Here is a 13,432-nt window from a genome sequence, read left to right as displayed (position 1 = left end):
CGCGCTGGGTGAAGCAGCCGAGTTCACCCGGCGCGCGTCCCCGTCAGGCCAGGCTGTCGCGCCAGGCGCGGTGGAGGCCCGCGAAGCGGCCCGTGCCGGCGATCAGGTCCTTCGGGGTGCCGTCCTCGACGACGCGGCCGTGTTCCATCACCAGCACCCGGTCCGCGATCTCGACCGTCGACAGCCGGTGCGCGATGACCACCGCCGTACGGCCGCGCAGGACCGTGTCCATCGCGCGCTGGACCGCGCGTTCGCCCGGGATGTCCAGGGAGCTGGTCGCCTCGTCCAGGATCAGGACCGCCGGATTCGCCAGCAGCGCGCGGGCGAAGGCGACCAACTGGCGCTGGCCCGCGGAGATCCGGCCGCCGCGCTTGCGCACGTCCGTGTCGTAGCCGTCGGGCAGGCCGCGGATGAACTCGTCGGCGCCGATGGCCCTCGCCGCGCGTTCGATGTCCTCGCGGGAGGCGTCCGGGCGGCCCAGGGCGATGTTCTCGGCGACCGTGCCGGAGAACAGGAACGCCTCCTGGGTCACCATCACCACCCCGCGCCGGAGCTCGGGGGTGTCCAGCTCCCGCAGGTCGACGCCGTCGAGGAGGATCCGGCCCTCCGTCGGGTCGTAGAACCGCGCCAGCAGCTTCGCCAGCGTGGACTTGCCGGCGCCCGTCGAGCCCACGACCGCGACCGTCTGCCCGGCCGGGATCGTCAGGTCGAAGCGGGGCAGGACCTCGCCGCCCGTACGGTACGTGAAGCTCACCCCGTCGAAGACGGCCTCACGGCCCGGGAACTCGCCGGTGAGCGCGGGCAGCGTCCGGGGGTTCGACGCCTCGGGCACCGAGGGCGTCTGGGCCAGCAGACCCGCGATCTTCTCCATCGAGGCCGCCGCCGACTGGTACGAGTTGAGGAACATCCCCAGCCGGTCGATCGGGTCGTACAGCCTGCGCAGATACAGCACGGCCGCGGCCAGCACACCGAGCGCGAGCGTGCCGTCCGCCACCCGGTAGGCGCCCCACAGGACGATCGCGGCGACGGCGGTGTTGGCGACGAACCGGGAGCCGACCACATAGCGGGCCATCTCCAGCAGCGCGTCGCCGTTGCTGCGTTCATGGCGGTGGTTGAGCGTGTGGAAGTCCGCGTCATTGGCGCGCTCGCGCCGGAACGCCTGCACCGGCCTGATGCCGTTCATCGTCTCCGCGAACTTCACGATCACGGCCGCGATCGCCGTGGAGCGCCGGCCGAAGACCACCCCCGCCCGCCGCTGGTAGATCCGCACCAGCAGATACAGCGGTACGAAGGAGACCACGGCCAGCGACCCGATGCCCACGTCCAGGTAGAGCAGCATCGCCGAGATGTAGACGAAGGCCAGCACCACGCCGATGAGTTCCTGGAGGCCCTCGCCGAGCAGCTCGCGCAGGGACTCCACATCGGTGGTCGACCGGGAGATCAGCCGCCCGGAGGTGTAGCGCTCGTGGAAGTCCAGGCTCAGCGCCTGGGCATGGCGGAAGATCCGGCCGCGCAGATCGAGCAGTACGTCCTGGTTGACCCGGGCGGCGACCCGGATGAAGGCGTACTGGAACGCCCCCGAGCCCACCGCGCAGATCAGGTATCCCGCCCCGACGGCGTACAGCGGCCCGTTGTCGCCGTCGCGGAAGGCGGGCACACCGCGGTCGATGGCGTACGCGACGATCAGCGGGCCCGCCTGGGAGGCGGCCTGCTGGAGCAGCAGGAGCAGCGCGGCCAGCGCGACCCGCCCGCGCCGGACCGTCAGCAGGGACCGCAGCAGAGCGCCGGTCGCGCCCGGGGGCGCGGGCAGGGCGTCCTGGCCGAACGGGTCGTCGGGCGCCGCGGCGAGGGCCTCGGTGGCGCCGGGCTCGGTGGGTGACGCGGGGGAGTCCTTGCCGCCGGGCCCGGACGGGCCGTTCGCGTCCCGGCCGTTCGCGTCCGGGCGCGGCGCGTCCTGGCCCGTGGTGGTCGACGTCGTCATCGGATGCTCTCCTCAACAGCCCCTGAAGCGGCCCCGGCCCCGGACTCCGCCGCGGTCCCGGCTCCGTACTCCGCGGCGGCCCCGGCCCGGGGATCCCGCTCCGCCCCGGACATCAGCCACGCGTACTCCTCGCTGCTCCGCAGCAGCTCCTGATGGGTGCCGACGGCGGCGATCCGGCCGCCCGAGATCAGCGCCACCCGGTCGGCGAGCAGCACCGTCGACGGCCGGTGCGCCACCACCAGCGCCGTGGTCTCCTTGAGTACCTGCCGCAGCGCGGCCTCCACCAGCGCTTCCGTATGCACGTCCAGCGCGGACAGCGGATCGTCGAGCACCAGGAAGCGCGGCCGGCCGACCACCGCCCGTGCCAGCGCGAGCCGTTGGCGCTGTCCGCCGGAGAGGCTGAGTCCCTGCTCGCCGACCTCCGTCCCGGTGCCGCGCGGCAGATGCTCGACGAAGCCCGCCTGGGCCACGTCGAGCGCCCGCCGCAGCGCGTCCTCGCCGGCGTCCTCCGCGCCCATCAGTACGTTCTCCCCGACCGTCGCCGAGAACAGCGTCGGCTCCTCGAACGCCACCGACACCAGCTCCCGCAGCCGCTCGCGCGGCATCAGCGCGATGTCCTCGCCGTCCAGCGTGATCCGCCCGGCGGTCACTTCGTGCAGTCGCGGTACGAGGGCGGTCAGCGTGGTCTTGCCCGAACCGGTGGCCCCGACGACGGCCATGGTCTCGCCGGGCCTGATGTGCAGATCGATCCGCTCCAGGACGGGCGTGGAGCCCGCCTCCGCGTCCGGGTACCGGAACGTCACCCCCTCGAAGCGCAGCCCGCCGCCCGCTTCCTGACCCGAGGTCTCCCCGGACGCGTTCCCCGACGCGTCCTCCGCTTCCTCCGGTACGTCCATCACCTCGAAGAACCGCTCGGTGGCCGTCGCCGACTCCTGGCTCATCGCCAGCAGGAACCCGATCGACTCCACCGGCCATCGCAGCGCCAGCGCCGTCGACAGGAACGCGACCAGCGTGCCCGTCGAGAGTCCGCCGTCCGCGACCTGGACCGTGCCGAGCACCAGCGCGGCGGCGATGGCCAGTTCGGGAATGGCCATGATCAGGGCCCAGATGCCCGCCAGCAGCCGCGCCTTCTCCAGCTCCGTCTCGCGCAGCCGCCGCGTGAGCGCGCGGAACGCGAGGGACTGGCTGCGGTGGCGGCCGAACCCCTTGATGATCCGGATGCCGAGCACGCCCTCCTCGACCACCGTGGTCAGATCGCCCACCTGGTCCTGCGCCCGGCGCGCGACCAGCGCGAACCGCGACTCGAAGAACGAGCAGGCGATCACCAGCGGGACCACCGGGATCATCAGCACCAGCCCCAGCGACCAGTCCTGCATCAGCAGAATCAGGAAACCCACCAGGATCGTTGTGGCGTTCACCAGCAGAAACGTCAGCGGGAACGCCAGGAACATCCGCAACAGCATCAGGTCCGTCGTCCCGCGCGAGAGCAGCTGACCCGACGGCCACCGGTCATGGAAGGCCACCGGCAGCCGTTGCAGATGGCGGTAGAGATCCGCCCGCATCGCCGCCTCCACACCGGCCAGTGGCCGCGCCACCAGCCAGCGGCGGAAACCGAACAGCACCGCCTCGACGATCCCCAGCCCCAGCAGCATCAGCGCCCCGAGCCAGATGCCCCCGGTGTCCCGGTCCGCGACGGGACCGTCCACCATCCACTTCAGTACGAGGGGGAACACCAGCCCGAGACAGGACGCGACGATCGCGACGAAAGCCGCACTGGCCAGCCGTGCGCGCACCGGTCGCACGTACGGCCACAGCCGCAGCAGGGAGCGAACGGAGGACCGGTCCTTGGTGTCTGCATGTGTTTCGGACATCAGGAGCGAGCCTACGGTTCACCACTGACATCGCTCATGTGATTTTCCCGTCACCCCGGCCGTCGCCGCCACCCGGGGGCGGAGCCGTCACCCTCACCCCCGCATCCTCACTCTGACCCCCGCACCCTCACTCTGACCCCCGCACCCTCACCCCTTCACCCGGAACACCAGCACCGCCCGTGCCGGGACCGTGACCTTCGCCCCTCCCTCGTACACCGTGCCCGGCGCCTCCGTCTGCTCCTCCCGCGCGGTGTCGACCACCAGTTCGTACGCCTGCCCCCACGGCGGCCCCGGCAGCGTGAACTCCACTGGCCGGCCATCCGCGTGCAGGACCGTCAGGAAGCTGTCGTCCGTGATCTTCTCGCCACGCGCGTCCCGGCCGGGGATGTCCCGCCCGGACAGGAAGAGCCCGAGCGTCCGGGCGGGCGCGTACCAGTCCTCCTCCGTCATCTCCGAGCCCTGCCGGGTGAACCACGCCAGGTCGCGCAGCCCGTCCGGGGCCTGCGGCCGGCCGGAGAAGAAGGCGCGGCGGCGCAGTACGGGATGGGCGTGGCGCAGGGCGAGCAGCCGGGCGGTCAGCGCGTGCAGCCCCTGCCCGTCGGGGTCCGCGAGCAGGGACCAGTCCAGCCAGCTGACCTCGCTGTCCTGGCAGTACGCGTTGTTGTTGCCGCCCTGCGTACGGCCCATCTCGTCGCCCGCGACCAGCATCGGCACGCCCGTCGACACCAGCAGGGTGGTGAGCAGATTGCGCGACTGCCGCCGCCGCAGGGCGTTGACCGCGGCGTTGTCCGTCTCTCCCTCCACCCCGCAGTTCCAGGCGCGGTTGCCGTTCGTCCCGTCCCTGTTGCCCTCGCCGTTGGCCTCGTTGTGCTTCCGCTCGTACGACACCAGATCGCGCAGCGTGAAGCCGTCGTGCGCGGTGACGAAGTTGATGGAGGCGTACGGCCGCCGGCCGCCCCACGCGTACAGATCGCTCGACCCCGACAGCCGGTAGCCGAGATCCCGCACATCGGGCAGCGCGCCGCGCCAGAAGTCCCGTACGGCGTCGCGGTAGCGGTCGTTCCACTCCGTCCACAGCGGGGGGAACGACCCGACCTGGTAGCCGCCGTTGCCCACATCCCACGGCTCGGCGATCAGCTTCACCCGGCGCAGGACCGGGTCCTGGGCGATCACCGCGAGGAACGGCGAGAGCATGTCGACGTCGTGCATGGAGCGGGCCAGCGCCGCCGCGAGGTCGAAGCGGAAGCCGTCGACACCCATCTCCGTGACCCAGTAGCGCAGCGAGTCGGTGATCAGCCGCAGTACCTGGGGCTGGACCACATGGAGGGTGTTCCCGCAGCCGGTGTAGTCGGTGTATCTGCGCGCGTCGGAGGGCAGCCGGTAGTAGCCGCGGTTGTCGATACCGCGCAGGGACAGCGTCGGCCCCTGTTCCCCGCCCTCCGCCGTGTGGTTGTAGACCACGTCGAGGATGACCTCTATCCCCGCGGCGTGCAGCGCGCGCACCATCCCCTTGAACTCCGCGACCTGCTGCCCCCGGGTGCCGCTCGCCGCGTAGCCCGCGTGCGGCGCGAAGTAGCCGATGGAGTTGTAGCCCCAGTAGTTGCGCAGCCCGCGCCGCAGCAGATGGTCCTCATGGGCGAACTGGTGTACGGGCAGCAGCTCGACCGCCGTCACCCCGAGCCGCCGCAGATGGCCGATGGCCGCCGGGTGCGCGAGTCCCGCGTACGTACCGCGCAGGTTCTCCGGGATCCCCGGGTGGAGCTTGGTGAAGCCCCGCACATGCAGCTCGTAGATGACCGAATCGGCCCACGGCGTCTTGGGCCGGCGGTCGTCGGCCCACTCGTCGTCGGGCGCGCTGTCGTGGACGACGACCCCCTTGGGGACGTGCGGAGCGGAGTCGCGGCCGTCCCGCACGGTGTCGGCCACCTCCCGCTGCGGCCAGTCGCGCACATGGCCGTAGACCTCCGGAGGCAGCCCGAAATCTCCGTCCACCGCACGGGCGTACGGGTCGAGCAGCAGCTTCGCCGGATTCCAGCGGGCGCCCGTCCAGGGGTCCCAGCGGCCGTGGACCCGGTACCCGTAGCGCTGTCCCGGCCGGATGTCGGGCACGAAGCCGTGCCAGATCTCATGGGTCAGCTCGGTCAGCGACAACCGGGTCTCGGCGCCGCTGTCGTCGAACAGACAGACCTCGACCGCCTCGGCGCCGCCCGCCCAGAGGGCGAAGTTGGTGCCCGCCACGCCGTCGGGGCCCACTCGGTAGCGCGCTCCCAGCGGGGTCGGCGTGCCCGGCCAGACCACGGGCCTCGGGGCGCCGGGCTCGCGGCGGTGACCGTTGCCGTCCCGGATCTCCCTCCTCTGCTCCCGCCCCTTCTCCGCGACCTTCTCGGCGACCTTCTCGGCGACCTTCTCGGCGACCTTCTCCGTGTCCCTCCCCTCGCTCTCCTCCTTCCGCTTCTCCTGCACTGCCTTCTGCTCGGCTGCGCTCGCCACTGACCGGCCTCCCGCGGCTCGTCGGCCTCGCGGATCGGGCGCACGACGTCCCGGCCGTGGCTCCCCTCGCGTGGTCCTCCCACCTGTTCTGCCCGCAAGAGGCCCCGCCCTCACGTTTCCCCCGGAGGGGCGTGGTCGTTGGGCGGGACGTGAGACACGTACTGAAGCGGACAGAGCCCAAGCGGGCGGGGACCGGCGCGGTCGCCGTCCTGACATGGGCAGGACTGATGACCGGCCTGCTGGCCGGCCTGGCGGGATGCGCGGGCACCGAATCGTTCACGGAGGGCAAGTCGCGCGCTCCCGGGGACACGATCCGGATCACCCCCGAGGACGGTACGAAGGGCATCGGCCGGTCCGATCCGATCGCGGTGCGGGTGCCGGACGGCCGGCTGGAGCGCGTCAAGGTCGTACAGGTGGAGGACGCGCAACCCACCGAGCTGCGCGGCCGGATCTCCGCGGACGGCCGCTCCTGGACGCCGGAGAGCGGCGCGCGGGTCGCGCTGGCCGCCAAATACAGCGTCGACGCGGTGGCCGTGGACGGCGCGGGCCGCCGCTCGGCACGCCACACCACCTTCATGACGGCGGTCCCCACCGACCGGTTCATCGGCTACTTCTCCCCGGAGAACCGCGCCACCGTCGGCACCGGCATGATCATCTCCTTCCGCTTCAACCGCACGATCCAGAACCGGGCGGCCGTCGAACGCGCCATCACCGTGACGGCGGATCCGCCGGTGGAGATCGCCGGGCACTGGTTCGGCCACGACCGTCTCGACTTCCGGCCCCGCGAATACTGGGAGCCGGGCACGGAAGTGACGATCGATCTGGCCCTGCGCGACGTCCAGGCGGCACCGGGGGTCTTCGGCATCCAGGAGAAGAGGGTCGGCTTCACCGTCGGCCGCTCCCAGGTCTCGCTGGTCGACGCCGAGGAGCACACCATGGAGGTACGGCGCGACGGGGAGCTGATCTCGACCGTCCCGATCACCGCCGGCGCGGCCAAGACCACCACGTACAACGGGAAGATGGTGGTCACCGAGTTGTACGACGTCACCCGCATGAACGGCAGGACGGTCGGCTTCGGCGGTGAGTACGACATCAAGGACGTGCCGCACGCGGTACGGCTCACCACGTCCGGGACGTTCCTGCACGGCAACTACTGGGCGCCCGCGACCACGTTCGGCTCCCAGAACGTCAGCCACGGCTGTGTCGGACTGCGGGACGTGAAGGGCGGCGGCCCCGACACCCCGGCCGGCTGGTTCTTCGACCGGACCCTGATCGGCGATGTCGTCGAGGTGGTCAACTCCCACGACCGTACGGTCGCACCCGACAACGGTCTGGGCGGCTGGAACCTGGACTGGAAGCGCTGGAAGGCGGGTTCGGCGGTCTCGGGCTCCCGCGCCGACTGACGCCGCCGGCCACCCGCCAGGGCTCCCCCGGAGCCCCTCGGCACCCGGCCGTCCCCTCGTACGGCCCGTATGACCTGCACCGTCCCGGCCTGTTGGGACCGAATGGTGACAGACGCGAGATCACCGTAAGGCTTCCGGTGTGATTATCTGTCGCGAGCGCGTGCACTCGACGCGCGGGAGTGCGGGCCGTGGCGGGGCCAGGCCGTGCGAGGGGAGACGACCATAGTGAATGGGCTGCCGATATCGGGGACATCGGCCGGGTCGGGCCGGGCGCCGCGGGGCGAGGGACCGGAACGGCGCACGGGACGACGGGGACACGGGGGAACGGGGCCGCTGGCCCTGATGCTCGGGGGGCTGCTCCTGGTGGTCACGGCGTGCGGCGGAGGCGGTGCTTCCGGCACGGGTGACAGTGGCAAGAACGGCGAGGGCGCGGGGAAGGTGGAGAACGCGGCCTCGGCGGCCGTCGTGACGATCGCTCCGGAGGACAGGGCGAAGGCGGTCGCGACCACGGGCGCCCTCAAGGTCTCGGCCGGCAAGGGCAAACTGACCACGGTCACCGTCCAGGACGACAAGGGCAAGCCGGTCGAGGGCAAGCTGGCCGCGGACGGCGCGAGCTGGGAGCCGCTCCAGCATCTCGCCGGCGCCACCAAGTACAAGGTGCACGCGATCGCCAAGGACGCCGACGGCCGCGAGTCCGCCAAGGACACCACCTTCACCACGCTCGTACCCAAGAACACCTTCATCGGCCACTACACGCCCGAGGACCGTTCCACGGTCGGTGTCGGAATGCCGGTCTCGATCAACTTCACCCGGGGCATCACCGAGCCCGAGGCGGTGGAGCAGGCGATCACGGTCACGGCGGAGCCGTCCGTACCGATCGAGGGCCACTGGTTCGGCAACGACCGCCTCGACTTCCGCCCCGAGAAGTACTGGGCGGCGGGCACGAAGGTGACCGTGAAGCTCAACCTGGACGGCGTCGAGGGCCGGCCGGGCGTGTACGGCGAGCAGGCGAAGTCCTTCACGTTCACGATCGGCCGCAGCCAGGTCTCCACCGTGGACGCGAGCGCCAAGACGATGAAGGTCGTACGGGACGGCAAGCAGATCAAGAACATCCCGATCACCGCGGGCGCCCCGTCGACCACCACGTACAACGGTCAGATGGTCATCAGCGAGAAGTACGAGGTGACCAGGATGAACGGCGCGACGGTGGGCTTCGGCGGTGAGTACGACATCAAGGACGTGCCGCACGCGATGCGGCTGTCCACCTCGGGCACCTTCGTCCACGGCAACTACTGGGCGTCCCCGGGCACGTTCGGCTCCGCGAACGTCAGCCATGGCTGTGTGGGGCTGCGGGACATCCGCGGCGGCGGGAACAACGGCACTCCGTCGGCGTGGTTCTACAACTCCTCGCTCATCGGTGACGTGGTGATCGTGAAGAACTCGAAGGACAAGCAGATCGCCCCGGACAACGGCCTGAACGGCTGGAACATGTCCTGGTCGGAGTGGACCGCGTAGGACCTCCGCCGAGGCCCTCGCAGGGGATACGGGCCCGGTGCGCCGCGACTGAGCGCACCGGGCCCGTCCGCGTCTCCCCGCCGGTACTCCGGGCCCGTACGCGTACCGGCGCCGGAATCCGCACCTGTGCCCGTACCCGTACCCGTGCCCGTACTCGTACCGGAACCCCTGCCCGTACCGGTGCCGGTGTCGCCGTCGGTTAGCGCCGGTTAACCTGCCCGTATGGCATTCGTGAACCTTGAGGTCTCCGGCGGCGTCGGCACGATCCGGCTCGACCGCCCCCCGATGAACGCACTCGACTCCTCCATCCAGGACCGGCTGCGCGAGCTGGCCGACGAAGCGGGCCGGCGCGACGACGTACGGTCCGTGATCCTGTACGGCGGCGAGAAGGTCTTCGCGGCCGGCGCCGACATCAAGGAGATGCGGGGGTGGGACCACGCGGCGATGGTCGCGCGCTCCCGGGCGCTCCAGGAGTCGTTCACCGCCGTCGCCCGTATCCCCAAGCCCGTCGTCGCGGCGGTCACCGGCTACGCGCTGGGCGGCGGCTGCGAACTGGCCCTCTGCGCCGATTTCCGGATCGCCGGGGCCAACGCCAAGCTCGGCCAGCCCGAGATCCTGCTCGGCCTGATCCCGGGCGCCGGCGGTACGCAGCGGCTCGCGCGGCTGATCGGCCCTTCCCGGGCCAAGGACCTCATCTTCACGGGCCGTCAGGTGAAGGCCGACGAGGCGCTGACGCTCGGTCTGGTCGACCGGGTGGTCCCGCCGGAAGAGGTGTACGAGCAGGCGCACGCCTGGGCCGCGCGGCTCGCCCAGGGACCCGCGCTCGCGCTGCGGGCCGCCAAGGAATCGGTCGACGCGGGTCTGGAGACGGATCTGGAGACCGGTCTGACGATCGAACGGAACTGGTTCGCGGGCCTGTTCGCCACGGAGGACCGCGAGCGCGGCATGCGGTCGTTCGTGGAGGACGGCCCCGGGAAGGCCAAGTTCCTCTGAAAGCCGCCCTGTTGGCGGTGGGAACAGGGCGGCGTCAACCCGGCGCCCGGCTTAGCTCAACCTTAAGGGAACCTTAAGATATTTGCCGTGATCGCTCTTGGTGATCATCCAATTGCGGGTCGTCATTGCAGGTCAGGGTGGTTGTGCAAGCCCAAGTTCTGCCCTTGGCATATGCCGTTCGCGCCCCCTGGAATGACTCATTCCGGGGGGTCGATTCACCCGGAACGGCCCCCGGGAGGGGTCTGGGCGGCCATGATGGGGGACATGGCGGGCCTGGAGGGTGTGGAGCAACCGCGGCAGCGCGGCGACGCGGCCGCAGCGCGGTGGATACCGTCCGTCGACGACGAACAGGCGCACAAGGCGCTGGAATTGTTCGGCAATCCGACGGAGGCGGAAGTCCGCCTGCCCTCCCGCCCGGAATCCGCCCTCGCCGCCCGCCGGATCACCCACTGCGTGGTGCTGGAACAGTGGGCGCTCTCACCGCAGACCGCCGAGTACGCCGTACTGCTCGTCTCGGAACTCGTCGGCAACGCCGTGCGGCACACCGGCGCCCGGGTCTTCGGGTTACGGATGCTGCGCCGCCGGGGCTGGATCAGGATCGAGGTGCGGGACCCCTCGCGCGGACTGCCCTGTCTGATGCCGGTGCAGGAGATGGACACCAGCGGGCGCGGCCTCTTCCTGGTGGACCGGCTCTCCGACCGGTGGGGGGTGGATCTGCTGCCACGCGGCAAGAACACCTGGTTCGAGATGCGGGTCTCCGACCGCCAGCTGCCCTGACGGGGGCGACCCGGACGATGCCCCGGCGATGACCTGACGGGGCGACCCCTGATGATCGCCCTGACGGGGCGGCCCTGGCGATCGCTCTCATGGGGCGCCCCCCGAGGATGGCCCTGAAGGTGACGACCCGTAAGGTCACTCAACCGGTCAATCGTCACCTTTCGCCCTCCTTCCCCCTTAAATGGGGGCGTGATTCCGATCGACCGGCGCAGTGCACTGCGCGCAGGAGCCGGTGCGGCCGTGGCGGGCGTCCTCGCCACCGGCTGTACGGACAGCGCCCCCGCCACCCCCACCGGTTCCGTGTCCGGTCCGCCGCGCGGATCCGCCGCCGGATCAGCGGCCGGAACGTCCGCGGGACCCAGCCCGGGGAACGGTCGGCCCGCCGTCCGTACGGCACCCGCGCCGCGCCGGTTCCCCGGGCAGCCCGCCGAGATCGCGCACGGCCCACGCGACCGCGCGCGGGTCGCCCTCACCTTCCACGGGCAGGGCGACCCCGCCACCGCCACCGCGGTGCTGGCGGAGGCGGAACGCGCCGGAGCCCGGATCACCGTCCTCGCCGTGGGCGGCTGGCTCGACGAACACCCGGCCCTCGCCCGCCGGATCCTGGACGGCGGCCACGATCTCGGCAACCACACGCTGCGCCACATCGACATCTCCGACCTGGACGAGGCCGCGGCGTACGCGGAGATCACCGGCTGCGCCCAGCGGCTGCGCAAGCTCACCGGCTCGATCGGCAGCTGGTTCCGCCCCTCCCGTACGCAGTACGCCACCCCGCTCGTCCAGCGGCTGGCGCGGAAGGCCGGCTACCCGCACGTCCTCTCGTACGACGTCGACTCGCTCGACTTCACCTCGCCCGGCGCCGCGGCCGTCACCCGCACCGTCACCGGACAGATCCGCAACGGCTCCGTGGTGAGCCTGCACTTCGGTTACGCGGACACCGTCGCCGCGCTGCCCGCCCTCCTCGACGCACTGGAACGCCGCGGCCTGCGCGCGGTGACGACCACGGAGCTGCTGACCTGATGCTTCCCCCCACACCACGGACCACCGAGCGGCCCGCTCCCAGCACCCCGCGGGCCGCCGGCCGGATCGCCCGGCGCACCGCCGCCCTGCTGGGAACCGCCGCCCTCGCCCTGCTCGCGAGCTGTGCGAGCCAGGACACCGGGCGGCCCGCGCCGAAGGCGACCAAGGCCGCCGCCCGGCCCGTCGTACCCGAGCGGAGCGTGCCGGCCGGACTGCCGGGCATGCCGCCCGTACTCGACCCCAAGGACATCTACGCCGCCGACCGGCCGGGCATGCTCTCGCCCATCGTGAAGGGCTTCCCGTCCCGGGTGTATGTGCCCAACACCCACTCCGACACGGTCTCGGTGATCGACCCCGCGACCTACAAGGTCATCGAGACCATCGACGTCGGCAGACAGCCACAGCATGTCGTGCCCTCCTGGGACCTCAAGACCCTCTGGGTCAACAACAACCGCGGCCATACGCTCACCCCCATCGACCCCGCCACCGGCAAGGCGGGCGAACCGGTCGACGTACACGATCCGTACAACCTCTACTTCACGCCCAACGGCAAGTACGCGATCGTCATGGCCTCGCTCGACCGCCAGCTGGTCTTCCGCGATCCGCACACCATGAAGGTGAAGAAGACCGAGCCGGTGACCTGCGCGGGCGTCAACCACGCCGACTTCTCGGCGGACGGCCGGTACTTCATCGTGTCGTGCGAGTTCTCCGGTGAACTCCTCAAGGTCGACACGGAGCACATGAAGGTCGTCTCCCAGCAGAAGCTGCCCTTCCAGGGCGCCATGCCGCAGGACGTGAAGATCTCGCCGGACGGCAAGACGTTCTACATCGCCGACATGATGGCCCACGGCGTGTGGGTGCTGAACGGGGAGAAGTTCACCACCCCGAAGCTGCTGCCGACGGGCGAGGGCTGTCACGGCCTGTACGTCAGCCGGGATTCGAAGGAGATGTACATCTCCAACCGCGGTGAGGGCACCATCTCCGTCTTCGACTTCGCGAAGAACAAGCTGGCGAAGAAGTGGTATCTGCCGGACGGCGGCAGTCCCGACATGGGCGGGGTCTCGTCGGACGGCAAGGTCCTGTGGCTGGCGGGGCGTTACGACTCCGAGGTGTACGCGATCGACACGCGCAGCGGCAAGGAGATCGCCCGGATCCCGGTCGGCGGCGGTCCGCACGGACTCGCGGTCTATCCGCAGCCCGGCCGTTACTCGCTCGGGCACACGGGGGTCTTCCGCTGACACCGACCGGGCGCGGAGGCGGCGGAGCCGACGCGGAGTTGATGTCAGGCCGACGTCAACTCGTCGTGGGGCGGGCAAGGTTACGGACGACACGCCCCCGGACGGGTGACGGTCCACGGCCCGCCGCCGTACAGCGGGGAGGGT

9 protein-coding genes are annotated in these 13,432 nt (G+C 71.1%); 6 read left to right on the top strand and 3 right to left on the bottom strand.

What is annotated here, in order from left to right:
* Positions 1-43 precede the first annotated feature (43 nt).
* The 3 genes from ACIOGX_RS30215 to glgX form a co-directional block, all read right to left on the bottom strand.
* Positions 44-1,981 (bottom strand): ABC transporter ATP-binding protein, encoded by a 1,938-nt coding sequence (locus ACIOGX_RS30215; RefSeq protein WP_401917793.1) that lies wholly within the window; start codon positions 1,979-1,981, stop codon positions 44-46.
* Entirely contained in the window at positions 1,978-3,852 is a 1,875-nt protein-coding gene (locus ACIOGX_RS30210) for an ABC transporter ATP-binding protein (RefSeq protein WP_401917791.1), read from the bottom strand. Before ACIOGX_RS30210 ends, ACIOGX_RS30215 begins: the two co-directional genes overlap by 4 nt.
* A 147-nt stretch (positions 3,853-3,999) precedes the next feature.
* Positions 4,000-6,342, bottom strand: a complete 2,343-nt coding sequence (gene glgX, locus ACIOGX_RS30205; RefSeq protein WP_401917789.1) for a glycogen debranching protein GlgX — start codon at positions 6,340-6,342, stop codon at positions 4,000-4,002.
* A gap of 227 nt (positions 6,343-6,569) precedes the next feature.
* On the opposite strand from glgX, the gene ACIOGX_RS30200 reads away from it, so the two are divergent.
* The 6 genes from ACIOGX_RS30200 to ACIOGX_RS30175 all read left to right on the top strand — a co-directional run bounded on the left by ACIOGX_RS30200 (position 6,570) and on the right by ACIOGX_RS30175 (position 13,288).
* Positions 6,570-7,745 (top strand): Ig-like domain-containing protein, encoded by a 1,176-nt coding sequence (locus ACIOGX_RS30200; RefSeq protein WP_356511571.1) that lies wholly within the window; start codon positions 6,570-6,572, stop codon positions 7,743-7,745.
* Positions 7,746-7,970: 225 nt separating this feature from the next.
* The gene (locus ACIOGX_RS30195; protein WP_401917787.1) at positions 7,971-9,260 is read left to right on the top strand and encodes an Ig-like domain-containing protein; all 1,290 of its coding nucleotides are present in this window, start codon (positions 7,971-7,973) and stop codon (positions 9,258-9,260) included.
* Between the two features lie 222 nt (positions 9,261-9,482).
* Complete coding sequence (locus ACIOGX_RS30190) at positions 9,483-10,253, top strand: enoyl-CoA hydratase/isomerase family protein (RefSeq protein ID WP_401761156.1); 771 nt, start codon at positions 9,483-9,485, stop codon at positions 10,251-10,253.
* A gap of 252 nt (positions 10,254-10,505) precedes the next feature.
* Entirely contained in the window at positions 10,506-11,030 is a 525-nt protein-coding gene (locus ACIOGX_RS30185) for an ATP-binding protein (RefSeq protein ID WP_165372033.1), read from the top strand.
* A 189-nt stretch (positions 11,031-11,219) separates the two neighbouring features.
* Positions 11,220-12,050 carry a polysaccharide deacetylase family protein gene (locus tag ACIOGX_RS30180; RefSeq protein ID WP_356511197.1) on the top strand — a complete coding sequence of 277 codons (831 nt, stop codon included), beginning with the start codon at positions 11,220-11,222 and terminating at the stop codon, positions 12,048-12,050.
* Positions 12,050-13,288: a YncE family protein gene (locus ACIOGX_RS30175; protein WP_401917784.1), complete on the top strand. Its 1,239-nt coding sequence runs from the start codon at positions 12,050-12,052 to the stop codon at positions 13,286-13,288. The genes ACIOGX_RS30180 and ACIOGX_RS30175 overlap by 1 nt, the downstream gene beginning before the upstream one ends.
* Positions 13,289-13,432: the final 144 nt, after the last annotated feature.

The organism is Streptomyces sp. NPDC088147, from assembly GCF_044741565.1.
In the GTDB taxonomy this organism is placed as follows: Bacteria; Actinomycetota; Actinomycetes; order Streptomycetales; family Streptomycetaceae; genus Streptomyces.
Note: the sequence above shows the minus strand (reverse complement) of the source record. Positions and strands in the feature narration are given on the sequence as shown.